Consider the following 23,960-nt stretch of genomic DNA (forward strand, 5'->3'; position numbering starts at 1 on the left):
AATCCAGCTCGGCGGTTGGATACGACTATGCCGTTGCCACTTGCCTGGTCAAGCGAATTGAGGATAGAGGGCCGTCTTTTCTTTCAATAGGCGCTGCGGGCGGGCTCAATCGGAGAGCTCATTGGACGGGACGGCCCCGAACGGCTGGGCTGCTTTGCTCGACAGGCGCCGAGCGATGAAACCCCGCCAGCGTCGATTGATGGCCGAGACCCCTCCCCCGCGCAGGACGGCCTCGAGGCGGCGCCAATCCTCTCTCGATCCCCTTGACGATGCACCGCGGCATTGCCTGTCTCGGGTGCTCGGGTCCGGTCAGGTAAGCACCGTCCGAGAACCGAGCAACCCCGCGCCCCGGGGGCGCGCCCGTCACGGGCGGCAATGCGGGCACGCGCACATCCGCGAGGCGCAGCGGCCCGGCGCGAGCCTCCCCACCCCCAATCATTGAAGCGCCTCACGCAGGGTGCGACCGCCTGGCGACCCCACACAGGCGACCGGCGCGTGGCTACATTGCACGCCCCGGGCGCACGACTGACCTATGCGGAGGCGTGATAGGATGCCCCGCTCGGCGGGTGGGGCGCAGCACGGACGCTTCGCTATGAGCGCCGGCGGGGCGGGAGTCCGGGTCGAGCTCTCGACACGACATCCGCTCATCACGCCGGGGATTGCGCGGACCCACGCTGACCGCCCGATCGCGCGCCAACCCGCCGAGCTCTTGGAAATGACGACTCTGCGCCGGTCCCGCCGCCGGAGGCGCTCGGGCCGCGCAGCGCCGCTCTCAACATCACGCGCGGCCGCCGCCCGCGGCTCCCGCGGGGTAGGCGCCTGAAGGCCGTCGTGTCCGGCGGACCGGTGTGCACGCGCGGCTCAGGCTCATCCCGCAAGACACCTCGTTACATGGCGGAGCGCGGAGGCGCGCTCATCGTCGTCTCCGGCCTCTCCGATCGAGCCTTTCCGAGAGAGCTCAGCCTTCGGCCCCCGCGCTCGCGAGTCCGCGCGTCCGCGCGTCCACCGTGGGGGCACGTCCTCTACGACATTGGCGCCTGCTCCAATGGGAGGAGGACGAGGCGGGGAGCCGGCCGGCGCCGCCTCGACTTCTTCAAACGCCTTCCTGTCCATATCTACGACGCCCAGGGTCCACCCCGCCCCCGCTAGAGCTCCGCCCGACCGGCGGCCGAGATTGACCAGCCGCCGACAATCGGTTGACACGCGCTTCGGCCGCGGAGAAGGATGCGCGCATGTCACTGGTGCGCGTGCTCGAGCCAGAGGTCATGGATACCGACGAGGACGCGCGGGCCTACGACAGCATGGACCACGCCGCCGTGAACACGGCGTTCTGCGACGCGCTCCTCTCCCACAACCCCGGTCTCGCATACGCCCTCGACGTCGGCACAGGGACGTGCCTGTTGCCCATCGAGCTTTGCAGGCGCGCCCCCGCCGCGCGGATCAAGGCGATCGATCTCTCCGCGGCGATGCTCGATCTCGGGCGCCGCCATGTCGAGCAGGCCGGGCTCACCGAGGCCATCGCGCTCGCGCTCGTGGATGCCAAGGCGCTGCCCGAACCGGATGAGACATTTTCAGCCGTGCTCTCGAACAGCATCGTCCACCACGTCCCGGAGCCAGCGCAGGTGCTGCGCGAGATGCTCCGCGTCCTCCAGCCCGGCGGGCTCCTGTTCGTGCGGGACCTGGTCCGTCCGGAAGACGAGGCGTCGGTCGCCGCCCTCGTCGACACGTACGCAGCGAACGACACCGCGTACCAGCGAGCCCTCTTCGACGCGTCGCTGCGCGCGGCGCTCTCGCTCGACGAGGTGCGCGAGGTGCTGCGCTCGCTCCGGATTCCCCCCGAATGCGCGCAGGTGACGAGCGACCGGCACTGGACCCTCGCGTTCCGCAGGGCCTGCTGATCCGAAGGCGCCGCGCGCTGGTCCGGGGCATGTCAAATCGACGCGACGGCCAGCCCGGCTCGTAATAAAAGCGTCCACGTGAACGCCACCGGAACACGAGCTCGCCGGGCGCGCGGCGTTGCCCGCGCGCTCTTCCTGTCCTTCGCCGTCGTCCTCGCGGCATGCGAGGAGGGCCCGCCTCGCCCGAGCGAGCCGGAGCGGCCCGCGCCCCCGCCGCCTCAGCCGAGCGCGGGGCTCGCGCCGCCCGCGGCCAGCTCGGCCGCAGCAGAGCCCCCGGGCGCAGGCGCGCCGGGAGACGCGGGCGAGCCGAAGGGCACGCCCGCATGGCAAGGGACATGGGAGGGGCGCTACGACGCCAAGAAGGGCAGCGTCGTGATGCCCCCGAAGGTCAAGGACGCCGCGCGCCAGAAGGACGACGGGAAGCAGGTCACAGGCCCCGGGACGGTGACGCTGACCATCGAGCCGAGCGGTGAGCTGAAGGGCACCGCGAAGGGGGCGCTCGGCGACGCGACGCTCGTGGGAAAGGCCGAGGACGGCATGGTCCGCGCGTCGGTCTTCCCCGACGATCCGCGGGCGCCGAACGCGATGACCGGCGTCTTGGTCGGCGAGCTGAAGGAGAACGTCATCCACGGCAGGATCCGGGTGACCGGGCCCGATGCCCTCCTCGTGCGCGAGTCCCCCATCGAGCTGAAGAAGAAATGATCAGCGCAGCCGGGCGAGACGTCGACGCCGGCGTCTCGCCCGGCTGGGTCGCGCGTCAGCCCGCCGCGCCGGCTCCTCCCGGCTCGCCTGCTGGCGCGCGGCCCTGCGGCTCCTGCTGCGGCGCAGGCCCGGCCTCTCCCGCTGCGCCGCCGCGCGCGCCGCCGCGACCCGCCTCCGCCCGCCGCTCCTCGCGCTGGCGCGCCACCTCGGCGTCCCGTTGCTCGTACGCCACGATGATCCGCTGCACGAGCGGGTGGCGCACGACGTCGACCTCGGTGAACGAGCAGATCGCGATCCCCTCGATCCCCGCGAGCAGCTCGCGCGCCTCCGCGAGGCCGCTGCGCGCGCCGTGCGGGAGATCGACCTGCGTGACGTCGCCCGTCACCACGGCGCGGGAGGCGTAGCCGAGGCGGGTGAGGAACATGCGCATCTGGTCGCTCGTCGCGTTCTGCGCCTCGTCGAGGATGACGAAGCAATCGTTGAGCGTGCGGCCGCGCATGAAGGCCAGCGGCGCGACCTCGATCTGACCGCGCGTCACGAGGCCTTGCGCCTTGTCCGCATCCATCATGTCATGGAGCGCGTCGTAGAGCGGGCGCAGGTAAGGATTCACCTTCTCGGCGAGATCGCCGGGGAGGAAGCCGAGCCGCTCTCCCGCCTCGACGGCAGGACGGGTCAGGATGATCCGCTTCACGCGGCGCTCGAGCAGCGCATGCACCGCCATGGCCATCGCGAGGTAGGTCTTGCCCGTCCCCGCCGGCCCGATGCCGAACGTCATGTCGTGCGATCGGATCGCCTGGATGTAGCGCTTCTGCGCCAGCCCCTTCGCCGAGATAGGACGGCGGCGCGCCGAGATGAGGACGACGTCCTCGAACAGCTCCCGCAAGGTCATCCCCGGGTCGTCCCGGAGCGCCTGCACGCCGCGCACGTAGTCCTGGGGATCGAGGACCACGCCGCTCCTCAACATCTGCGCGGCCTCCGCCAGGCACCGCTCGGCGAGCGCGACCTTGTCGGCGTCCCCGGCGAGCCGGATCGTGTTGCCTCGAATGCCCGACTCGATGCCAAGAGTGCGCGCGATGAGCTTGAGATGCTCGTTCCCCGGCCCGGCGAGGGCCACCAGGGTGCTGTTGTCGAGCACCTCGACATCCGCCGTGATCCGCACGCTGGTCGTCATCCCGTGATCCTTCCCCGCCTCTGCCCCGGCGCTCCGTCGCCGGCACGTGCCGCCGCTCCATGAGCAGGACCTTGACGCGGCTCACCTCTGGCTCGAATGTCGCGCTCGCTCGCCGTATGGCTTACACAGAATCGTAACGTCCTGGTCATAATTTCGCGTCGCAGTGCATGCGAGATCCGGCGAGCGGGCGAGCCGCACACAGGGAGAACTGCATGAGGTTAGCTACATCGGCGCTGCTGGGCATGACTGTTACGCTGTCGAGCCTTTCGGCGCTAGCACAGCCTGGACCCCAGGGCCCAGCGCAACCTGCCCCGCCGCCGCCTCCGGCCGCTGCCCCGGCGGCTCCTGCCGACGCGGTTCCGCCCGCTGCCGCTGCCGCTCCGACGCCCGCACCGCCGCCCGACGCACCGCCGCCCGCAGAGCAGCTGCCGCCGCCCCCGCCCCCTGGAGCGGCACCGACCGCGGCGCCGCCGCCTCCTCCGCCTGCGCAGGTGTTCGCGCCGACCGCCGGTGCCGCCATCGTGAAAGAAGAGCGGCAGCCGCTCGCCGGCTGGCACGGCGGCTTCTTCCTCCGGGACGCCAACGACACCTTCCGGCTGTACCCGAAGGGGCGGCTGCAGCTCGACTTCGTCAGCAGCTTCGGCAGCGGGGTCTCGGATGTGAAGGCGGCGGACGGAGGGAACGCGTTGCAGCCGCGCTTCTTCGCCCGTCGCGCCCGGCTGGAGTTCGACGGCGAGTTCCTGAAGCGCTGGTCGTTCAAGCTCGACGTCGACTTCGGCGGCCAGGCGCTCGGGAATGCCAACGGCAAGACCGAGGTATCCGCGGCGTCGGCGGGCGCTGAGCCGACGGCCGAGACCGCGCGCTTCGCCGCTGTCCAGAGCACGAGCGCGAACGCCGCGCTCGCCGACTTCTGGATCAACTACTCCGTCATGCCGGCGCTGAACTTCATGCTCGGCCAGTTCAACTCCCCCTTCGGGATGGAGATCCAGTCGAGCAGCAACGCCATCACGTTCATGGAGCGCAACATCGCGATGCGGAGCTTCGCCCACCCCGAGGGCAAGAGCATCGGGCTGATGGCGTGGGGCGACGTCGCCGACAAGATGTTCTTCTACGGGCTCAGCGTGGTCGCCGGTGACGGCCAGAACCGGCCGGGCGTCGACGGCGATGTCGATTTCATCGGCCGCGTGTTCGCGCGCCCGTTCGCCGGCGACAAGAAGGGGCTGCTCGCCAAGGCGCAGATCGGCCTCAGCGCGCAGCACGGGGAGCGCGACCAGGACTACGTGGGCTACGACTACGCGCCCATCAGGACCGGGCACGGCTACACGCTCTGGAGCGGCGGCTACAAGGATTCGCTCGGGCGGCAGATCCACGTCATCCCGTCGAGCACGCAGAACGCGATCGGCGGCGAGCTCCGGCTGCCGATCAAGAGGGTCGAGCTCCGGGCCGAGGCCTACTACCTCGCGAACAACACCCGCGAGGCCGTGGAGGGCTATCAGCTCGCGCACACCGAGCGGCTCGGCCAGGTGAAGGGCCTCGGCTGGTACGTGCAGCTCTCTGCGTGGCCCGTGGGCGACGCCTTCGTCACCGGGGATCCGGGGTACAGCCCGCGCCCCGTGAAGGTCGATCTGACGAAGGAGCCCGAGAAGCCGAAGTCGGGGCTCGAGGTCGCGGCGCTGCTCGCGGGGATCAACGCGACCTACGACGGCGCGTCCCGGGGCGGCGCGTACGACGAGAACACGCCGGGCGCCGAGGGCGGTCCGGGCACCGACCTCAACGTCATGCAGGTCGGCCTCGCCGCCAACTACTGGCACACGAAGAACGTGCGGCTCAGCGTGAATTACAACGCATACCTGACGCCGGGCAGCGGCTCCGACGAGAACCTCCTCCGGGTGCCGGGCAACACCTTGAAGCGGACCGACGCGCACGCGCTGCACGAGCTCGGCGCCCGGGTCGGCCTGTCCTTCTAGCTCCCCGCGTCCCGTCCCCGCGCGGCGCGGAGCCCCAGCCGCGCCCTCGTTCATTTGCCCTCCAACGAAGCGCGCCGGCGGGATTCCCTGCCGCGCACATCCCGCGGCGCCAAAGCCCCGCCGGCGAGGTCGCGCGCCTCAATTTTGGCCCAGGACAGCGCGGCGGGGTACCCGTCGGGCCATGCGCGACATGCGTCAGTGGATCGCCGTCGGTGCAGCCGTGGGGCTCGTGGCCGTGACCCTCCCCATGCTGCGCGAGCACGACGTCCAGCTCGGGGGGCTGCTCGCCAAGAAGACGAACGCCGGGGGCCCGACGATCACGCGGACCGTGACGCCGCCGCCGCTCACGGACCTCGATCTGACGCGCATCGACGACCGGAAGACCCCGCCCACGGCGCCGGCGCACGGCGACCGCGTCGCGGAGCTGACCATCGACCCGATGTACCAGCGGGCGGCGATCGGCTTCCTGCGGGCAGGCCGGGTCCCGGAGGGCGCGGTCGTCATGACCGATATCCGCACCGGGAAGGTGCTCGTCTGGGCGAGCTACGTGAACGAGGGGGCGCTGCACGACGTCGCTGCAGAGGCCACCGCGCCGTCGGCGAGCGTCTTCAAGGTCGTGACCGGCACCGCCCTCGTCGAGGCGGGCCTGAGCCCGAACACCAAGCAGTGTTATTCGGGCGGCGAGCACTCGATCCGGCCGGCGGACATGGTCGACAACAAGCGCCGCGACAAGTACTGCGCGACGCTCGCGCAGGCGATGGGCCGGAGCATCAACACGGTGTTCGCGCGGCTCGCCGCGAGGAACCTCGACCGAGAGAAGCTCGGCGCCGTGGCCGAGAAGCTCGGCTGGGGTCAGGACACGCCGTTCGACGTGAAGGTCGCGCCGAGCACGATCTCGCTCCCGGAAGACGATCTCGGCTTCGCGCGGACCGCGGCGGGCTTCTGGAACACGACGCTGTCGCCGTTCCAGGGGGCGAACCTGGCGACCACGATCGCCAATGGCGGCGAGATGATCCGGCTCCACGTCGTGTCGAGCGTCAAGGACGAGATCGGCGACATCTACCAGGGCCCGAGCGAGCGCCAGGTGCTCAAGCGGGTGATGGACGAGAGCACGGCCAACGCGGTGACCGCGATGATGGAGGCGACGGTGAATAACGGCACGAGCTACCGTTCGTTCCATGATCGCAACGGCCGCGCCTACCTCCCGGATATCCGCGTCGCGGGCAAGACGGGAACGCTCACGAAGCCGACGCCCGAGGGGCCCTTCTACACCTGGTTCGTCGGGTTCGCGCCGAGCCGCAAGCCCGAGGTCGCCATCTCCGTGATGGTCGCCAACGGCGCGAAATGGCGGGTCAAGGCGACGAACGTCGCCTGCGACATGCTCCGCACCTACTTCGCCGACAAGGGCGCGCCCGGCGTGAGCGACCCGAACAACCGGACCGGCGCGACAGCCCACCGCCGCTGACGCGGGGCTGGCGAGCCGCCGAGCCGCAGCGCGCCAGGCCGATCGCGGCGCCGCGCTGCGCGGATGCACCTGAACGCGGCACCGTGCCCCCAGCGAGGTTCCCTCGAGACCGACGACGCCAGCGGACCGTCGGCCCGTCAGGAAGACCACCGCGCAACCTTCACGAGGCCCTCCGTAGGGCCGAAATCATTCGATTTCCGCCCTCACCAGGATCCGGCGATGACGGTGCGTCACGGACCCGTGTGCCTGCCTGGTGGCTGGCAGGTGTGCAGGCTCATCGTAAACGCCGCGGCGGCGATCGATTCATGGAAACTTTCCGCCCGGGGGGCGAGCCCTCCCGCCGGCTCGCCGTCCGCGGCGCGAAGGTCCGGACCGCTCCGATGCAGCCGGACACCCTGGGCCAGGGTGGGACCTAGTTGCGAGAGGTGCTGCTTGTGCAGCTTGTGCTCGGCCGAGATCCGCGTGCTAGCATCTCTGTTGTGCAGGTTGTGCTCCGCAAGCTCGGCCGGGGATCACGCGCAGTCGTTGGCCGGCTCGTCCGTGCACCACGGAAAGGCTCGGTCATCGTCATCGAGTTCTCCGACGGAATGCATGAATATGTCACGACGCCGGTCAAGCGCGTGTTGCGCCTCGCTGGGCGCGAAGTCTTCTACATAGAGACCGTGAACTCCCGGTACCGCCTCGAGGTGCGCGGCCGCGAGGTCGCGCTGGACGGCGCGGTCGGCGGCTGAGCCCTGCCAGGTGCGACCCAGGCGGCGCGGATCCTTCGGTTCCTTCAGTTCTTCAGAACGAGCGCGCGCCTCTGACGTGACTGACGTGACTGTGACGTGACCGCGCGGGGAGGCGGAGGTCAACGCCTCACGGCGGCGCGATGCACTGCACACTCGTCTAGCACGAGAACTGCATCTCCGCGCGCATTGCCCCTTGCGCTTCCATTCGCTCTTGGGCACAGTCCCGCTCCCTTTGAGGGGCCCCGCGGTAGGCCATCCACCGGTGCAGGATGGGGCTCGCCTGGCGAGCTGTCGTCATGATGCCGCGCCCCCGACCGTGAGGAGATTGAAGCAGATGGGCAAGCGCGATCGCCGCCAGTCGATGAAGATGAGGCGCCGCAAGGCGCAGGCTGCCAAGAAGGAGCGCGCCAAGCGCAGCAAGCTGGCGAAGGCCCCGGCGGAGGTCGCTGGCAAGGCCAAGAAGCCCCGCGCTCCCAAGAGCGCCGCTCCCGCGAGCCCTTCGCCGGCTGCTTGATGGGGTGCGAGGCGCGGTCGATCGGCCGCGCACCACGCGCCACCCGTCGCATCGCCGCGCTGTTGCGATCCCGTCGCTCACCCAGGCCTCGCACGGCGGCGTCGTGCTCGGCCCGTCGCGCCCCCCGGCGCGCGGCCGCACACCTCGCCAGCGGGGGCGCTCACTCGTCGCGAATCACACGCGTGTGCAGGCTCAGGCCGGGCTGCCGGCCCATGTCGGTCGCGCCCGCCGAATCGCCAGCCCCATTCTGCGTGGGCTGGGGCTCCTTGGGCGGGGGCTCGCCGAGGAGCCCGGCGTCGCCCTCCCTTCGCTCCTCGTCGATGAGCTCCCAATGGCCCCGTTCGTCGCGCCAGCGCTGCGCGACCCGGGTGCTGCGGACCGTGGCCTCGTCGTTCCGCAGCCAGAGGACGTCGAGGTAGACCTCGGCTTCCTCGCGCTGGGTCATCTCGAAGCCGCCGAACTCCACGTCGACGACCCGGAGGCGGGTGCCCCACCCGGCGTGACGATTCATGAAATCCTGGCGCGCGTTCGCGCCGACGCGCTCGAGCGCGACATCCATGCGGCCGAACCGGGCAGCCGTGTTCATCTCGAGCGCCGCTTCGGTGAGGCGCTGGGACGTGCTCGGGGCGATGCCGCAGCCGGCGAGGGGCAAGAGGCTCAGGGCGAGGAGGACGCGGCGCATGCCGAGCACCCTGGGCGAAGGGGTCGGCGCGGGCAAAATTTCCAGCAGGCGCGCGGCGCTCAGAACGAGTTCGTCGCGACGAAGTAGAGCTGACCGCCGGGGATCGCGAGATCGCTCAGGCCATAGGCGTACCCGAAGCGCAGCTGCGAGGAGAGGACGTACCCGATGTTCAAGCTCAGCCACAGCTCGCCGCCGACCGAGGCGTGCAGCTGGGGCGAGTAGAGCAGGCTCTTCCGCGTGAAGAGGGCGAGGTCGTCCATCTCGAAGCGGTTGAATGCGCCGCCGTGGTCGAGGAAGAGGCTCGCGTCGACGCGGCGCAGGTAGATCGGCAGCGTCACGAGGCCGCGGTCGGGTTTCAGGAGGGGCACGCGGTACTCGAACGTCTGCGAGAAATAGGAGCGGCCGAACATCGCGCCCGGCGCGTAGCCGCGGAGCGTGAACGAGCTATTCGTGACCCCGGTGAGCAATGTGTCGACGAGGGTGAGGTTCTCGAGATCGTACCCGCCCACGCCATAGCTGGCGCCCCGGGGGAAGTTGCCGCCAGACACCGCCCCGGCGACGCGGAACGCGAGGGTGTGATCGCCTGACCAGGGCATGGCGACGTAGGCGGTGAGGCCCGTCGAGAACGCGTAGGTCGTATAGCTGCTGCCCGTCTCCGGGCCGGCGTAATCGAGGCCAGCGCTCAGCGACACCCCGCGGGGCGCGCCGGCGGCGTCGAGCGAGCCCTCGGCGTTCGAGAATGCGTAGCCGAGGTGCGCGAGGTTCAGGGTGCCCCGCGGCGGGAGGATGGTCCGGGGCGCGTACGGGTCGAGCTTGTCGCCGACGGGGAGCTGCCCCTTGAACGCGGCGCTGCCGAACGACGCGCTCAGGGTATGCCGCGAGAACTCGCCGCGGATCGGATAGCTGATGCCGGAGGAGATCCCGATCGTTCGCTCGTCGTAGACGACGTTTCGGCCGTTGAGGCGGTAGCCGCCGCGCGGCGAGATGTTGTGGTACACGCGGACGCCGAGATCGACAGGCAGCCGGCCGTAGTTGTACCCGAGCAGGACGTTCGGGGCCGGCGCGTCCGGCTGCACGGTGAGCTCGCCGAAGATCGTGTGGCGACCGACGATGTCGGTGCCGGTCACGCTCACCGTGAGCGCGTTCGAGCCATAGCTCCCGGGCGCGTAGTCGAGCGTGATCGCGCGCGGCGCGAGCGTGGGAAGCGGGTTGTAAGGGACGCGCTCGAGCCGCGCCGCCGAGGGCTCGGCGGCGGGATCGGGGCGATCGCCCGGGGGCGGCGGCGCCGGGAGGAAGCGCGCCGGATCGAGCGGCATGGCGAAGAGGTCGTGGCCCCGAGAGGTATATCCAACATAGACAAGCGTCTTGCCATCGGGGCTGATCGCCGGGTGCAAGGCGCCGAGTCTCACGTTCGTGACCTGGCGCAGCGCGCCGGACGAGACGTCGTAGGCGTAGACGTTGTGGATGCCGGTGCGATCGGAGGTGAAATAGAGCGTCTCGCCGTCGGGCGACCAGACGGGGTTCATGTCGGTCGCGCGATCGCGCGTCACCTGCCGGAAGCCGCCGGTGGCGACGTCCACCACGCGGATGTCGCGATAGCCGCCCGCGGTCCAGACGCTGTACGCGAGGCGGTTGCCGTCGGGCGAGAACGACGGGGAGTAGGCCTGCTCGAAGCGGGCGCTCGGGACGAGATCGCGCCGCTCGGACAGGGCGCCATCCCTGGAGAGCCGCGCGATCTCCAGGTAGCGGGTGCCCTTGCTGTTGAGGGAGAAGGCGACGAGATCTCCGGTCGGGCTCACGTCCGGGGCCGCGGATCGGAGCCCGTGCGTCAACCGGCGCCGCCAGGGCTCGTCGCCGTCGGGCGCCGCCTTGCCGCGCGGGAGCAAGATCAGATCGTTTCGGTAGTAGTGGTTGCGCCACGGCAGGAGCGCCGTGAAGACGAGGTCACCCGCCGGCGTGAACGCCGGTCGCGAGGGCGCGTTGGTGCGCGCGACCAGCGCTTCGCGGCGCTCGCCCCCGGGCGCGGGCGCGGCGAGGGGGACGCGGTAGATACCGGGGCGCTCCCCGCCGTCGTCGCGGAAGTAGACGATCTCGTCTGCAGCGGTCCGGCGCGCGGCGGGCGGGACGAACCGCGGGTAGAGCACGTTGCGCCCGTGGTAGGTGAGCCGCGCGCCCTCGCGGAGCCCGCGCGCCTCGACGGCCGCCATCTGCTCTCGGTAGAGCCGGCGGAGGTGGTCCTTCCAGCCCTCGTACAGCTCGACGTAGGTCCTGCCGGTCACGCGGCGGATGGCGCGGTTGATCCCCCACGGGAGGAGCGACGCCCCGTAGTCGGCGGAGACGGCGCGCATCGTGTTGGGCCCGTAGACGTCGATGATCCAGCCCAGGAACCTCGATCCGTAGAGATACCAGAGGTTGCCCTGCGGCCAGCGGTACGCGGAGCTCGAGATCTGATCGAGCCGCGCGATGTTGTCCTCGAGCACGTCGGCGCGCAGGTACATGTCGAACATGCTCGAGCGCATCCGGCCACCACTCGAGTGGTGGCTCTCGCTCACCACGGCGAGCCCCTCGATGATCCACCGCGGCTGCACCTGGTTCGGCGAGAACGTCTTGCCCACGATCGCGTTCAGGATCGCCGGGATCCCCGAGGTGTTGTCGATGTGCGCGATGTGCGTGAACTCGTGCGTGAGGAGATCGAGGTACCAGTCGTCGTAGTCGCCGAGCGTCGACAGGTCGTCCGGACCGGATGCGAGGAGGTGGATCGAGTTGTAGGGGATCGTGCCGGCCGACCCGTTCGCTATCTCGGAGTCGTCGGTGATCAGGATCTCCGTGCGGCCCTTCGGGGCGTAGCCGAGCGCATCCTCGACGCGCCCGTAGATCGTCTCGGCGAGCGAGGCGATGCGCGCCGCGAGGGGCTCGAGGCCCTGCGGATGGTGCACGCGGAAGTGGGCGGTCTCGAACGTCCAGAAGGCGAGATCGGGATCGCCCGTCGCCCGGGCCGGCCGCGGAACGAGGAGCAGCAGCGCCGCGAGGGCGACGGCAGAGAGGACGGACGCTGCGCGGTGGAGCGGCCGGCTCGCTCGCGAGCCGGCGCGCGCGGGAGAAGAGTTCACCACGATCGAGGCGGCGTGGCGACCTCAGAGGTCGTCGTAGAAGAGCGGCTCCCTGTTGCGCGTGAACCGGGACACGAGCTGCCGGCCCTCCGCCGAGATCTGCGTGATCCGGGCGCCGAAGCCTGGCTCGGCCGAGTCCCTCGAGCCGCCTGCCTCGCGCGTCCACCGGACCGCGGCCTGCGCGGTGAACTCGTAGTTGCCCGGCAGGCGGACGCGCAGGGTCACGACGGAGCCCGTCGGCGGGATCTTGTAGGTCGCGACGAAGATGCCCCCGTGCTCGATGACGTCGTTGCCCGCCAGTCCCTTGTAAAAATTCGACGGCGTCAGAGCGCCGAGCTCGACATCGACGACCGCCGCGTGCGTGCGGTGGTCGACGGGCTGCGGCACGGCCTGGGACGGCGGAGCGCCGCGTGGGTCCGCGGCCGGGTGCGACGCGGCGGGGTAAGCGGGCGAGGACGGCGAGGCGGGCGCCGGCGCACGCCGCGGCTGCTGCGGCGAGGGGAGCGTGTGCTGGAGGGGCGCAGACACGGCCACCGCGGGAACAGGCGCGAACGGCGCGGGCGCGGCCACCGCTGCAGGTGCATGCGCTACCTGCGCGGGCGCGGCCACCGCCACGACGGGCGCTGGCGCGCTCGGCGCTGGCGCAACCGGCGCGGGCGCGGCCACCGCAACCGGCGCTGGCGCGACCACCGCTACAGGCGCTGGCGCAGCCACCGCTATCGGCGCAGGCGCTGGCGCGGCCACCGCTACAGGCGCAACCGGCGCTGGCGCGGCCACCGCTACAGGCGCTGGCGCTACCTGCGCAGGCGCGGCCGCCGCCACGGGCGCACGCGCCTGCGCGGAGGCACCGGCGGCCTGCGCCCTGCTCAGCGCGTTGACCTTGCTCAGCGAGGAGGCGACGTGCTCCATCAGCACGTCCACCACCGGATCGGCCGCGGTGATCCTCTGCAGGCGGTTCAGGACGTCGCGCACATGGCCGAGCGCGATCTCGCTGCCGTCGAGGGCCTGACCCCCGGAGCGCTCGATGCGGTGCATGATGCCCATCGCCTGCGCTATCGGCTCGGCGAGCGCCTCGATCTCAGGCGACACCCCCCCGTTCGACTGGAGCGCATTGAGCGCCGCGGCGAGCAGTTCGCGGGCGCTTTTCGCAAGCTGCGCGGGTTCCGACATGAATCCTCCGAAGGGCGCATCCTACGCGGTCGCGCGCGCATAGGTTCAGGATTCGATGCCGCGAGCCGGCCAGGCGACCCCGCCGGCGACGCGGCCGGCCGTCAAGCGCCCCCCAGCCGGCGGTCACCCGCGCGACGCCCCCGACGCCACGAGGGCCGCGAGCTCACCGACCGACGCCGGCTCTCCGTCGATCTCCCCCTCCAGCAGCGCGACGGCCGTGTCGCCGGTCCTCACCAGGACCATCCCGCCCTCGACCACCGCCTCGCCGGGCGCGAGCGCTTCGGGGAAGCTCGCCGCCGGCGCGGCCCGCAAGACGATGACGCAGGCGCCCTCGATCTCGGTCCACGCGCCTGGAGCCGGCGCGAGGGCGCGGACGTGCCGGAGGACGCGCTCCGTCGGCCAGGACCAGCAGATGGCGCACGCCTCGTCGTCCGGCGCAGGCGCCTGCGTCGCGAGCGCCGGATCCTGGGCGACGCCCGCCACCTCCTCGCCGCGCGCGAACCGATCGACCGTGCGCCGCAGGACCCGGAGGCTCGGCCGGTCGAGCGCCCGGGCGAGCTGCCACGCGGTCCACCCCGGATCGATGGGGAGCCTCTCCTGTTCCAGGATCTCGCCGGTGTCGTACTCCGCCTCGATCCGGTGCGCCGTGACGCCGCTCTCGGCGTCCCCCGAGGCGATGGCCCAGTACGTGGGGTCCGGCCCGCGATGACGGGGGAGCAGCGAGGGGTGCACGCCGATCCCGCCGAGCCGCGCCGCCCTCACGAGCGACATCGGCAGGCGCGTGGTCCAGAACCAGCTCACCAGGAGATCGGGCGCGAGCGCCTCGACGCGCGACGCGAGCTCCGGGCGCTCGACGTCGGGACGCAGCAGGAGGCGCGAGCCGAAGAGCCGGCGGGCCCGGCGGAGCGCCACCGCGTCGGCGCGGCTGATCGCGGCGAGGGCGATGTCGTGACCGTCGCCGTGGAGCAGCAACGCCGCCAGCGGGAGGCCAAAAAAGGCGACCCGCAGAGGGCGCTCGCCCGAGCGTCGGCCGAAAAGTTTTCCGTGTGGGAGCAGGCTGATAGGTGAAGGCTCCGATGGCGGCGCCCCCTCTGCAAGGCTCATTTCGTCCGGCGCTCCGGCCCGGCCACCGCTACGACGCGTCCGCCGCGCGCCGGCCGATCCTCGTCTTCGAGGACGTCTACAAATCGTACCGCGCCGATCAGCCGGTGCTCCGCGGGATGTCGCTCTCGATCGAGCGCGGCGAGTTCGTGTTCATCACGGGCCCGAGCGGCTCGGGCAAGAGCACGCTCCTCCGCCTCGTGCACCGCACCGAGCGCGTCGACGATGGCCGGATCCTCTTCCTCGGCCGGGACATCGCGCGCCTGACCGACGCGTCGATCCCCGCGCTCCGGCGCAACATCGGCTTCGTCTTCCAGGATTTCAAGCTGGTCCCGGGCTGGACCGTGTTCGACAACGTGGCCATCACGCTGGAGGTGCTCGGCCTCCCGTCGCGCCTGCTCCGGACCCGGGTCGGCGAGGCGCTCGAGCGCGTCGGCCTGGCGGGGCGCGGCGGCGACCGAGCGCAGGTGCTGAGCGGCGGCGAGCAGCAGCGCGTCTCGATCGCGCGGGCGATCGTCGGGGAGCCGACGCTGATCCTCGCGGACGAGCCGACGGGCAACCTCGACCCGCAGCTCGCGATCGATCTGCTCGGGCTGTTCGAGGACATCCACGAGACCGGCACGACCGTGCTGTTCGCGACGCACGATCGGACGCTGCTCGACGTGCGCCCCCGGCGCGTGGTCGTGCTCGACGACGGGAAGGCGACCGACGTGCCGCACGGCCTCGGATCCGGCGGCGAGCTCGCGGACGGCGACGAGGACGAGATGGACAGCGGCGTGCGTGGCGCGGCGCGGCGTAGCGCCGAGGGCTCCGCCTCACGAGACGGATAGAGGGAACCGGATGCAGACCAGCGAGCGTGACGATCGGCGGAGATGGCTTCGCACCTGGCGGGCAGGGAGGAGCGACTGGCGGCTGCAGGCGCTGTCGATCTTCTCGCTCGCGGTCGCGTTCGTCTGCCTCGCGTCGGCCCTCCTCGTGGTCACGAACCTCATGGCGGTGCGCGATCGCTGGTCGCGCGCCGGCCGCGCCACGGTCTACCTGCGCGACAGCGCGACCGAGGCGCAGACCGCGGAGCTCACCCGCGCGCTCGAGGGCACCGAGGGCGTCAAGAAGGTGCGGCTCGTGACGAGCGCCGAGGCGCGCCGCGAGGTGGTGCACGACGACGGCGACAAGGCCCTCGCCGCGCTCCCGCCGAGCGCGTTCCCCGCGTCGCTCGAGGTCGGCTTCACCGAGGAGGTCTCCGACGAGGCGCTCGCCTCGATGACGGTGAAGCTGCGCGCCCTGCCGGCCGTGGACACGGTGGAGACGTACCAGCGCTGGACGGAGCGGCTGTCGTCCCTCCTCAGCGGCGGCGTCGCCGCGAGCGCGTGCCTCGCCGCGATCGTCCTCTGCGCCGTCGTGAGCGTCATCGGCTCGACGATGCGCCTGCTCTTGCATCGCCGGAAGATCGAGGTCGAGGTGCTGAAGCTGGTCGGCGCGACCGACGGCTTCGTGCGCCGGCCGTTCATCGTCGAGGGCGCCACGCAGGGCGCCGCGGGCGCGGCCGGCGCGCTGCTCGTGCTGGGCGCCCTGTTCATGATGGTGCGCGGACGCTTCGATCACGAGCTCGCCAACCTGCTCGGCGTCTCGCCGTCGTTCCTGCCGTGGGAGGTCGCGTTCGGGATGGTCACCCTCGGGGCGGCGCTCGGCGCCACGACCGCGCTGCTCACGCTGCGCAAGATGGTGGCCGTGTGAGGCGCCGCGTCCGGCTCGCGCCGCTCGCGCTGGCGCTCCTCACCGGCGCCGCGACGAGCGGCGCCGAGGTGCCGGCGCCGGGCGCCCCGGCGCCCACGTCCGCCTGGGCCGCCAGGGCCCCGGCCCCGGCGGCGCGCCCGGGCTCCGCGCTGGCCGAGAACGATCTCGATCGCCTGCTCGCGAAGCTCGACGCCGAGGAGAAGGCGCTGCGCGCGGAGCTCGACGCGATCGGCCCCGCGCTGGAGCTCACCCGCCGCCGGATGATCGCGCGCGGGCGCGCGTACTACCGCCACGTCCGCGCCGGGTTCCTCCCGGTGGGCGGCGGGTTCGACGCGCTGGTGGACCACGCCGCCCGCGTGGAGCGCACCCGGCTCGCCCTCGAGCGCGACCTCGCCCGCGAGGCGGAGCTGACCCGGCGCAGCGCCGAGCTCGCGGACCGGCTCACGCACCTCGGAGCGGAGCGCGCGCCCCTCGAGGTGCACCGCGAGGCGATGAACCGCGCCCGGGTCGCGCTGGCCCAGGAGGAGGAGCGCCGCGCCGCGTTCTCGCGCGCGTTCGAGACGAGCGTGCGCCCCGACTACCTCGCGATCTACGGCGCGGACACCGGGCCCGCCGAGCTCGATCGCCGCGCCGGCTTCCGCGCGCTCATGGGGCGGCTCCCCTTCCCGATCGCCGGCCGCGCGGAGGTGCGCAAGGTGTCGCGCCGCAGCGCCGGAGGCCCCGGCGTCGAGCTCACCGCGCTGGACGGCGCGCCGGTCCGCAGCGTGGCCGCTGGGCGGGTGGCCTTCGCCGACACGTACGCGGACTACGGGCTCACCGTGATCGTCGATCACGGCGAGCGGCTCTACTCGGTGTACGCGAACCTCGGCGCCGCGGACGTGCGCGCCGGCGATCAGCTCCAGGGCGGGGCGCGGGTGGGCACGGTCGCGAGCGGACCGGACGGCGCGAAGCTCTACTTCGAGCTGAGGCGCGGCGCCGAGGTGATCGATCCGGGTCCCTGGTTCGGGATGTAGCGGCGCGAGCCCGCCGCGCGCCGCCGCGAGGCGAGCCCGCGCGACGCGCGAAGTGTGCTAAGGCGGCCCCGTGAATCGCCCTGACGGCCGCGCCCTCGATGTCCACCGCCCCGTGGAGATGATCCTCGGGTTCCACCGCAACGCAGAGGGCTCCGTCCTCTACCGCGCCGGGAGGACGGTCGTGCTCTGCACGGCCTCGGTCGAGCCCACCGTGCCCGCCTGGATGATGGGCAAGGGCGCGGGCTGGCTCACGGCCGAGTACCAGATGCACCCGCGATCGAGCCCGGCCCGCAGGGAGCCGCGCGACGGGCGGGGCAAGGCCCCGAGCGGGCGCACGCAGGAGATCCAGCGGCTCATCGGCCGCGCGCTCCGGGCGGCGATCGATCTCAAGCAGCTCGGCGAGCGGACGATCGCGATCGACTGCGACGTCCTCGAGGCGGACGGGGGCACGAGGACCGCGTCGATCACCGCCGGCTTCGTGGCGCTCGCGCTGGCGCTCGACCGGATGCGCGCGGCCGGATCGCTCGAGGCGCCGGTGCTCCGCGATCAGGTGGCGGCGATCAGCGTGGGCCACCTCCCGGGCGGGCTCGCGCTCGACCTCGTCTACACCGAGGACAGCTCGGCGCGCGTCGACATGAACGTCGTGGCGACGGCGGTCGGCTCGATCGTCGAGGTCCAGGCGACGGCCGAGGACGAGGCCATCCCCCGGGCAGAGCTCGATCGCATGACCGACCTCGCGCTCGCGGGCGTGGCGTCGCTCGCGAGCGCGCAGCACCGGGCGCTGTCGAGCGCCGGCGTCGATCTCTCCGCGCTCTTCCAGACGGACCGCTGGAGGGTCGCGTGAGCCGGGAGCCGCTGCGCCTGCTCGCCGCGACCTCCAACCGAGGAAAGCTCGCGGAGCTGCGCTCGCTGCTCTCCGACCTCCCGATCGAGGTGCTCTCGCTTTCGGATGTGCTGCCGGGCGCGCCGCCCGTGGTCGAGGACGGCGCGACGTTCCTGGACAACGCGCTCCTCAAGGTGCGCGCCGGGGCGCTCCGATCGGCGATGGTGACGCTCGCCGAGGACTCGGGGCTCGAGGTGGACGCGCTCGACGGACGACCGGGCGTCCGGTCCGCCCGCTTCGCGAGGGAGGACGCGACCGACGCGGAGAACAACGAGGCCCTGCTCGCGGCGCTCGCGGACGTCGCGGACGACCGGCGCCGAGCGCGCTTCCGCTGCGTGATGGTGCTGCTCGATCCGCGGTCCGAGGCGCAGCCCATCGTGACCGAAGGGCGCTGCGAGGGGTGGATCGGCAGGCAGCCCAGGGGCGCGGGCGGCTTCGGGTATGATCCGCTGTTCGTCGTGGAGGCGTACGGACGGACGATGGCCGAGCTCGGCGAGGCCGAGAAGAACCTCGTGAGCCACCGCGGCAAGGCCGCGCGGGAGATGCGCTCCTCGCTCGAGGCGCTTGTCGCGCGACGGTAGGACGGCAGGCGGTGCGCGGTGGGCGCCGATCGAGCGGCGACGCCGGACGGCGGTTGACCCCGTCCGGGACCGCTTGTAATCGCGACCGGAGGCACCCACGTACTGCCCGGTGATCGGATCCCCTGATGAAGCAGGACTGGAAGGCCGTCGGAAGCTACGGGACCGTCGGTCTCGAGGTGGTGCTGTGCATCCTGGTCGGCCTGTTCATCGGCCGCTGGCTCGACGGGAAGCTCGGGACCGATCCGTACCTCTCGGTGCTCTGGTTCTTCTTCGGGCTCGGCGCCGCCGGCAAGGCGGTCTTCCGGGCGTGGAAGGAAATGCAGGCCGTGGCCGAGCGCGAGGAGCGCGAGCAGGGGAACCCTGCGCCGAGGTTCGACGACCGGAAGGCACTGCAGGACGAGCGCGCGCCGGACGGCGACCGCCGGACAGGCTCGAGCGGCGAGGTCCGCGATCCCGGCGGGCTGCAGGACGCGAAGGGGAACGATGAGCGCTGAGCGAAGGCCGGGGGCGCCCGGCAGCGATCCGCCGCACGAGGAGCCCGACGCGGAGGAGCGGCCCGGCGTCGGGGACGCCACCATGCGGTCCGTGCTCCGCTGGGTCGCCGGCACGGCCGCGGTCCTGTCCGTGGCCGCGCTGCTCGCGTACGGCGCGCGCGCGGCGCTCGGCGTGTGCATCGGGGGCGCCATCGCGACGGTGAACCTGTACGTCTTCGCGCGCATCGTCGACGCGTTCCTCTCGCGCCGGGGCCACACGGTGTCGTGGACGCTGATCGCGATGATCAAGCTGCTCGGCCTGATGGGCGGCGTGTGGCTCCTCCTGAAGAGCGAGGTGGTCTCGGGCGTCGCCTTGATGGTCGGCTACGCCTCGCTCGTCGTCGGCATCACCCTGGGGACGCTGTTCGGACCGAAGCCCCCGGCGGACGGAAGCCCGCCGGGCGCTCACGGCTGAGCTCCCGCCGGAACCGGCCTCCGGGAGCGACCCGCGCGGCGTGGGGAGACTTGGCGCGCTCCAGGGTGCCCACCGTAAACGAGTTGTGGTAGAGGCGAGGCCCCTCGATCGAGGGCGAACTCCCACAAGGCGCGCCAGCGCTCGCGGCCGTGCCGGCACAGCCGCGCGGCTCCCGGCGCGGCGCATCGACGACGAAAGCCATGCCTGAGCACACAGGGTTCCTCACGTACCTCCTGGCGCAGCTCCCCGGACTCCGGGAGAACGCTCGCAACATCGGCAAGACGTTCATCGGTCACCACACCGTGGACTACCGCGGGACCGAGCCGATCTTCATGAGCCTTCTGATCATGGTGCTGTTCGTGCTCCTCGCCAGCGAGGTCCGCGGCCAGTACCGGCGCCTGAACGAGTCCGTGATCCCGGAGGACAAGCTCACGCTGCGCACGTTCTTCGAGGCGTTCTTCGGCTACTTCTACGGGATGGCCCGGGACGTGATGGGGCCCGTGAACGCGAAGCGGTACTTCCCGCTCATCGGGGGCTCGGCCGCGTTCATCTTCTTCTCGAACGCGTCGGCGCTCATCCCGGGAGTGAACCCGCCGACCTCGAACCTGAACGTCACGATCGGCTGCGCGGTCGTCGTGTTCGTCCTGTTCAATTACTACGGGCTGAAGGAGAACGGCTGGAGCTACCTCGCTCACCTCGCCGGGCCGAAGTGGTACCTGGCGCCGCTCATCTTCCCCATCGAGGTCATCTCCACCTGCGTCCGCCCGGTCACGCTCTCGATCCGGCTCATGCTCAACATCGGCGTCGATCACCTCGTGGCGAGCATCTTCCTGGGGCTCGTCGCGCTGTTCGTCCCGGTGCCCCTGATGTTCCTGGCGATCATCGTCATCGTCGTGCAGACGCTGGTGTTCTGCCTGCTGAGCTGCATCTACATCGGGCTCGCGACCGAGAAGGCAGACCACCACTGACCGCTTCGCCTGACCGCCTGGTCAGCCGCCCACCGGCGCCGCGGAGAATGGCGCTGGAGGTGAAGAGAAGGCTAGCCAGCCCTCGAAAATCGGATTAGAGGGGCCCCGCTGTCGATGGGTTGCCCCACAGCGGTGGTGGATCGCGGAAGCGCGGCCCCTGCCGAGCAGTAGCAGAGGTCCCTGGAGCGATCCCCGGATCTCGATGGGGGACCGCCCCGCGGCCCCCGACCCAAGCAGATGTTTCGCATGCAGCCCCGCGGGCTGTGTGGCTTGAAAGGAGCAGATTCGGATGTCGCTGAAGAGCAAGCTGTCGCTGTCCGCCGTTGTCGGCACTGCGCTGGTACTGGTTCCCGCTATGGCGCTGGCGCAGGATGGCGCGGCGTCGAACAAGTACGACGCGAACTCGTGGCTCGCCGTCGCTGCCGGATTCGCGATCGGCATCGCTGCCCTCGGCGGCACCATGGGCCAGGGGCGCGCGGCGGCCGCCGCCCTGGAGGGCATCTCCCGGAACCCGGGCGCCGCTGCCCGGATCCAGACCCCGATGATCCTCGGCCTGGCGCTCATCGAGTCGCTCGTGCTCCTCTCCTGGGTCATCGCGTTCTTCCTCCAGGGCAAGATCGCCCCCTGAGCGAGCGCTCGCCGCGCCTACCGGGCCCGGCTCCGCTGCTCCTTCCCGCCCCCCTTCCCTACGCCCACTACCCCGCGACGGGCCTCGCGCCTGCCGCTACCTCACGCGCACGACGGTGCCCGGCTCGTGCGCCGTGGGAAGGACGGCCGTCCAGCCGGCGGGGAGCCGGGGCGACGTCCACCAGAACAGCCGCTGCGCATCGAGCGGAGCCAGGTTCACGCAGCCGTGGCTGCGCACCTGACCGAACGAGCGATGCCAGAACGCGCCGTGCAGCCCGACGCCCTTCGAGAAGTACTGGACGTAGGGGACGTCCTCCATCCGGTAGTACCGCTCGGCGGCCTCGTCCTCGAGGTTGTCCATGTCCGAGGTGAGCAGCTTGGCCCAGATCCGGAAGGTGCCGGCGGGCGTGGCGCGCTGCGACCCGGGCGCTCCCTTGCCGGTCGAGACGAGCGTCGCGAACACGGGGCGAGGCCCTTCGTAGGCCACCAGCGTCTGCGTCGAGCGCTCGACGTCGATCCAGCGCTCACCCGCCTCGACGTCGACCTCAGGCGGCGGCGCCACCGAGGGGCGCCGGAGATCGCGGGTCGAGATCCACGCCGCGACGTCGCCCTCCGCGATGCGCGCGAGCTTCCCCGAGGCGCCCTGCGCCTCCTCCAGGTAGGGGACCACCTCGAACCGCACCTTGCTCTCCTCGGTCCGCGTGAAGCCCGCCCCCGTCCGCGTGTAGAGCGGAGCCCGCTCCGACACGACCCACGCGGTCGCGATCTGCGCGGCGCCCGGCGCGACGTCCACCCCGTGGAACGCGAACGCGCGCACTGGACCGAGATCTCGCATCGGCAACCAGAAGCCGCTGTTCGTGCGGCCGTACCGGGCGCCTCCCTCGATCCGCTCCTCGACGATCGCCACCGCGAAGCCGGGCTCGAGCTGCGCGTCCGGCGCGTCGATGTCGGCCGCCTCGGCCCGCCGGTAACCGAAGGTCCCGTCGGGGCCGACGAAGTAGTAGCGGTAAGGGAGCCCATCGGGCATCTCGCGCCACGTCCGCACCAGCGGGCCGATCGGACCCGCGGCGGAGAGCTCGACGGCGTCGTCGCAGACCCAGGCCGCGGCGCCCACCTCGAGCCAGCGCCCGAGGCATCCGCCGGCGCGCCTGGCCGCAAAGACGGGCAGCTGCACGTTGCGATCGACGGAGCCGCGCCGGCGCGCGCCCTCGCCGGGGGCGTCGAACAGCGGCTGGTCGCGCTTGAGCACGCGCGCGCTCCTGACCCACGCCGGCAGCGGCGTGTCGCCCGCGGAGACCCACGGCGGCAGCTGCGAAGCGAGGACCGCTCCGCCCCAGATCGCCACGCCGAGGCCGACCGCCGCGGCGCCGCCGCGCAGCGCGCCGCGGCGCGCTCGCCGCGGCGCGCCGCGCGGCCGTTCCTGCGAGCCGGCCTCGGCGCCTCCACGCTTCGTCATCCTGCGGCGAGATCCTAAGCCTTCGCCTGGGCTAGAGCCAAACTCCCGCCTGCGCGCCCGCGGTCGGCGGGTTCAGCGGTAGGAGAAGCGCACTTCGTGATCGCAGATCCGGAAGAGATCACCCTCGACGATGGCCTTCCGGGCGATGCGCTGGCCGTTGTACTCGACGCCGTTCGTCGAGCCCATGTCGACCATGTAGTACTGGCCGTTCAGGAACTCGACCATGGCGTGCTGGCGCGACACGTTCGGGTCCTTGATCGTCAGGTCGCTCGACTGCTTGCCGCGCCCGATGATGAACCGATCCTTGTTCACCACGAACCGCTGCCCCGCGTAGAACGCGGCGAGCGTCGGGCCGACGGGGACCTGACTCGGCATCCCCATGGCCATCGGCGGCGGACCCGGCACGCTGCTGGAGGCCTGCGGCGGAGCGATGTACGGCGGCGGCGACAGCGGGGGCGCGAGGGGCGGCGCCACCGGCGGCCCCATGGGCGAGGCGTAACCGGCGGCGTTGCTCAGCGGCGGCGGCGGCGGCCCCGAGCGGCTCACCGAGGCGCCCGGCAGGCTCTGGCGCCCGCCGGGGTTCGTGACCTGCGACGGGAGCGGCGGCGGCGCGCCGAGGCGCGTCACGCTGGTCGGCGGAGGCGGCGGGCCGCCGACGCGACCCGGAATGGGCGGCGGCACGGGCAGGCTGGGCCGCTTGCCGCCCGCGTTGCTGCTGCCGGGGGGCGGCGGCGGCGGCGGCGGCGCGCCCGGACGGACCTGCCCCGGAGGCGGAGGAGGCGGCGTGATCGCCGGGACCGGCGTCGGCCCTGGCCCGACGGGCGCCACGCCGTACTGCGGCGACGGCGCGCCATACGCGGGCGCCGAGGCGCCGTAGGGCATCCCGGCTGCCGGCTGCTGCTGCAAGCCCCCCAGGGGCGGCGCCGAGCCTGACGTCGCCAGCCCGGGCGGCTGGGGCGTCGCGAGGGGAGGTGGCGCGCTGGCCTGATGAGCGTGCGGGACCGCCATGTGCCCGGAGGGGGGCACCGCGTCGCCCCTGGCGGGCGGCGGGAACGGCGTGCGGGGGCTGTAGCTTCGCTGCCGCGCGTACTGCTTCATCGACTCGTTGATGAGGTAGTCGATGGAGCACTCGAGCTCGCGCGCCATCTGCTCGAACGTCTCCCAAAGGACATCGCGACACTGGAACGTCCGTGCGCTTTTCTTGTTCGGATCCGCGCTCATCTCTACCCAACGATAATG

22 protein-coding genes are annotated in these 23,960 nt (G+C 71.9%); 15 read left to right on the forward strand and 7 right to left on the reverse strand.

Annotation, left to right across the window (positions count from 1 at the left end):
* Nucleotides 1-1,232 precede the first annotated feature (1,232 nt).
* Nucleotides 1,233-1,898: a class I SAM-dependent methyltransferase gene (locus WMF22_RS43445; RefSeq protein ID WP_438033533.1), complete on the forward strand. Its 666-nt coding sequence runs from the start codon at nt 1,233-1,235 to the stop codon at nt 1,896-1,898.
* A gap of 78 nt (nt 1,899-1,976) precedes the next feature.
* Entirely contained in the window at nt 1,977-2,600 is a 624-nt protein-coding gene (locus WMF22_RS43450) for a hypothetical protein (protein WP_437295781.1), read from the forward strand.
* Nucleotides 2,601-2,655: 55 nt separating this feature from the next.
* Here WMF22_RS43450 and WMF22_RS43455 read toward each other — a convergent pair whose 3' ends face one another.
* The gene (locus WMF22_RS43455; RefSeq protein ID WP_437295782.1) at nt 2,656-3,771 is read right to left on the reverse strand and encodes a PhoH family protein; all 1,116 of its coding nucleotides are present in this window, start codon (nt 3,769-3,771) and stop codon (nt 2,656-2,658) included.
* Between the two features lie 521 nt (nt 3,772-4,292).
* Between WMF22_RS43455 and WMF22_RS43460 the strand changes: the two genes are divergently transcribed.
* The 4 genes from WMF22_RS43460 (at nt 4,293) to WMF22_RS43475 (ending at nt 8,448) form a co-directional block, all read left to right on the forward strand.
* On the forward strand, nt 4,293-5,738 hold the full coding sequence (locus WMF22_RS43460; RefSeq protein ID WP_438033534.1) for a porin: 1,446 nt from the start codon (nt 4,293-4,295) through the stop codon (nt 5,736-5,738).
* A gap of 181 nt (nt 5,739-5,919) precedes the next feature.
* Nucleotides 5,920-7,203: a penicillin-binding transpeptidase domain-containing protein gene (locus WMF22_RS43465; protein WP_437295784.1), complete on the forward strand. Its 1,284-nt coding sequence runs from the start codon at nt 5,920-5,922 to the stop codon at nt 7,201-7,203.
* A gap of 479 nt (nt 7,204-7,682) precedes the next feature.
* Nucleotides 7,683-7,934 (forward strand): hypothetical protein, encoded by a 252-nt coding sequence (locus tag WMF22_RS43470; RefSeq protein ID WP_129354294.1) that lies wholly within the window; start codon nt 7,683-7,685, stop codon nt 7,932-7,934.
* 334 nt (nt 7,935-8,268) lie between these two features.
* Nucleotides 8,269-8,448 carry a hypothetical protein gene (locus tag WMF22_RS43475; RefSeq protein ID WP_044967002.1) on the forward strand — a complete coding sequence of 60 codons (180 nt, stop codon included), beginning with the start codon at nt 8,269-8,271 and terminating at the stop codon, nt 8,446-8,448.
* A 160-nt stretch (nt 8,449-8,608) separates the two neighbouring features.
* Here WMF22_RS43475 and WMF22_RS43480 read toward each other — a convergent pair whose 3' ends face one another.
* The 4 genes from WMF22_RS43480 to WMF22_RS43495 all read right to left on the reverse strand — a co-directional run bounded on the left by WMF22_RS43480 (nt 8,609) and on the right by WMF22_RS43495 (nt 14,382).
* The gene (locus WMF22_RS43480) at nt 8,609-9,130 is read right to left on the reverse strand and encodes a hypothetical protein (RefSeq protein WP_437295785.1); all 522 of its coding nucleotides are present in this window, start codon (nt 9,128-9,130) and stop codon (nt 8,609-8,611) included.
* A 59-nt stretch (nt 9,131-9,189) separates the two neighbouring features.
* Nucleotides 9,190-12,240 (reverse strand): BamA/TamA family outer membrane protein, encoded by a 3,051-nt coding sequence (locus WMF22_RS43485; RefSeq protein WP_438033535.1) that lies wholly within the window; start codon nt 12,238-12,240, stop codon nt 9,190-9,192.
* A 24-nt stretch (nt 12,241-12,264) separates the two neighbouring features.
* Nucleotides 12,265-13,329: a hypothetical protein gene (locus WMF22_RS43490; RefSeq protein ID WP_438033536.1), complete on the reverse strand. Its 1,065-nt coding sequence runs from the start codon at nt 13,327-13,329 to the stop codon at nt 12,265-12,267.
* 204 nt (nt 13,330-13,533) lie between these two features.
* Nucleotides 13,534-14,382 (reverse strand): methionyl-tRNA formyltransferase, encoded by an 849-nt coding sequence (locus WMF22_RS43495; protein WP_437295788.1) that lies wholly within the window; start codon nt 14,380-14,382, stop codon nt 13,534-13,536.
* Nucleotides 14,383-14,486: 104 nt separating this feature from the next.
* Here WMF22_RS43495 and WMF22_RS43500 point away from each other — a divergent pair, with 104 nt between their 5' ends.
* The 9 genes from WMF22_RS43500 to WMF22_RS43540 all read left to right on the forward strand — a co-directional run bounded on the left by WMF22_RS43500 (nt 14,487) and on the right by WMF22_RS43540 (nt 21,266).
* Complete coding sequence (locus WMF22_RS43500) at nt 14,487-15,341, forward strand: cell division ATP-binding protein FtsE (protein WP_438033537.1); 855 nt, start codon at nt 14,487-14,489, stop codon at nt 15,339-15,341.
* A 10-nt stretch (nt 15,342-15,351) separates the two neighbouring features.
* Nucleotides 15,352-16,245 (forward strand): cell division protein FtsX, encoded by an 894-nt coding sequence (locus WMF22_RS43505; protein WP_012240582.1) that lies wholly within the window; start codon nt 15,352-15,354, stop codon nt 16,243-16,245.
* Nucleotides 16,242-17,258 carry a murein hydrolase activator EnvC family protein gene (locus WMF22_RS43510; protein ID WP_438033538.1) on the forward strand — a complete coding sequence of 339 codons (1,017 nt, stop codon included), beginning with the start codon at nt 16,242-16,244 and terminating at the stop codon, nt 17,256-17,258. Before WMF22_RS43505 ends, WMF22_RS43510 begins: the two co-directional genes overlap by 4 nt.
* 70 nt (nt 17,259-17,328) lie before the next feature.
* Entirely contained in the window at nt 17,329-18,102 is a 774-nt protein-coding gene (gene rph, locus WMF22_RS43515; protein WP_437295791.1) for a ribonuclease PH, read from the forward strand.
* On the forward strand, nt 18,099-18,722 hold the full coding sequence (gene rdgB, locus WMF22_RS43520; RefSeq protein ID WP_438033539.1) for an RdgB/HAM1 family non-canonical purine NTP pyrophosphatase: 624 nt from the start codon (nt 18,099-18,101) through the stop codon (nt 18,720-18,722). Before rph ends, rdgB begins: the two co-directional genes overlap by 4 nt.
* A gap of 125 nt (nt 18,723-18,847) precedes the next feature.
* Nucleotides 18,848-19,216 carry an AtpZ/AtpI family protein gene (locus tag WMF22_RS43525; protein ID WP_438033540.1) on the forward strand — a complete coding sequence of 123 codons (369 nt, stop codon included), beginning with the start codon at nt 18,848-18,850 and terminating at the stop codon, nt 19,214-19,216.
* The gene (locus WMF22_RS43530) at nt 19,206-19,670 is read left to right on the forward strand and encodes an ATP synthase subunit I (protein WP_438033541.1); all 465 of its coding nucleotides are present in this window, start codon (nt 19,206-19,208) and stop codon (nt 19,668-19,670) included. The genes WMF22_RS43525 and WMF22_RS43530 overlap by 11 nt, the downstream gene beginning before the upstream one ends.
* 200 nt (nt 19,671-19,870) lie before the next feature.
* Nucleotides 19,871-20,638, forward strand: coding sequence for a F0F1 ATP synthase subunit A (gene atpB / locus WMF22_RS43535; protein WP_437295795.1), 768 nt, complete (start codon nt 19,871-19,873; stop codon nt 20,636-20,638).
* Between the two features lie 289 nt (nt 20,639-20,927).
* Nucleotides 20,928-21,266, forward strand: coding sequence for an ATP synthase F0 subunit C (locus WMF22_RS43540; protein WP_012240589.1), 339 nt, complete (start codon nt 20,928-20,930; stop codon nt 21,264-21,266).
* A 96-nt stretch (nt 21,267-21,362) separates the two neighbouring features.
* On the opposite strand, the gene WMF22_RS43545 is transcribed toward WMF22_RS43540, so the two are convergent.
* Complete coding sequence (locus WMF22_RS43545) at nt 21,363-22,721, reverse strand: L,D-transpeptidase (RefSeq protein ID WP_438033542.1); 1,359 nt, start codon at nt 22,719-22,721, stop codon at nt 21,363-21,365.
* Nucleotides 22,722-22,793: 72 nt separating this feature from the next.
* Nucleotides 22,794-23,942, reverse strand: a complete 1,149-nt coding sequence (locus WMF22_RS43550; protein ID WP_438033543.1) for an FHA domain-containing protein — start codon at nt 23,940-23,942, stop codon at nt 22,794-22,796.
* Between the last annotated feature and the right edge of the window lie 18 nt (nt 23,943-23,960).

It is taken from the genome of Sorangium sp. So ce204 (genome assembly GCF_051526795.1).
Lineage (GTDB): Bacteria > Myxococcota_A > Polyangia > Polyangiales > Polyangiaceae > Sorangium > Sorangium cellulosum_B.

Coding starts and splice junctions, on each gene's coding strand:
- WMF22_RS43465 (WP_437295784.1), top strand. CDS start 5,920: ATGCGCGACATGCGTCAGTGGATCGCCGTCGGTGCAGCCGTGGGGCTC.
- WMF22_RS43550 (WP_438033543.1), bottom strand. CDS start 23,942: ATGAGCGCGGATCCGAACAAGAAAAGCGCACGGACGTTCCAGTGTCGC.
- atpB (WP_437295795.1), top strand. CDS start 19,871: ATGCCTGAGCACACAGGGTTCCTCACGTACCTCCTGGCGCAGCTCCCC.
- WMF22_RS43475 (WP_044967002.1), top strand. CDS start 8,269: ATGGGCAAGCGCGATCGCCGCCAGTCGATGAAGATGAGGCGCCGCAAG.
- WMF22_RS43540 (WP_012240589.1), top strand. CDS start 20,928: ATGTCGCTGAAGAGCAAGCTGTCGCTGTCCGCCGTTGTCGGCACTGCG.
- WMF22_RS43500 (WP_438033537.1), top strand. CDS start 14,487: ATGGCGGCGCCCCCTCTGCAAGGCTCATTTCGTCCGGCGCTCCGGCCC.
- WMF22_RS43455 (WP_437295782.1), bottom strand. CDS start 3,771: ATGACGACCAGCGTGCGGATCACGGCGGATGTCGAGGTGCTCGACAAC.
- WMF22_RS43545 (WP_438033542.1), bottom strand. CDS start 22,721: ATGACGAAGCGTGGAGGCGCCGAGGCCGGCTCGCAGGAACGGCCGCGC.
- WMF22_RS43445 (WP_438033533.1), top strand. CDS start 1,233: ATGTCACTGGTGCGCGTGCTCGAGCCAGAGGTCATGGATACCGACGAG.
- WMF22_RS43530 (WP_438033541.1), top strand. CDS start 19,206: ATGAGCGCTGAGCGAAGGCCGGGGGCGCCCGGCAGCGATCCGCCGCAC.
- WMF22_RS43480 (WP_437295785.1), bottom strand. CDS start 9,130: ATGCGCCGCGTCCTCCTCGCCCTGAGCCTCTTGCCCCTCGCCGGCTGC.
- WMF22_RS43505 (WP_012240582.1), top strand. CDS start 15,352: ATGCAGACCAGCGAGCGTGACGATCGGCGGAGATGGCTTCGCACCTGG.
- WMF22_RS43525 (WP_438033540.1), top strand. CDS start 18,848: ATGAAGCAGGACTGGAAGGCCGTCGGAAGCTACGGGACCGTCGGTCTC.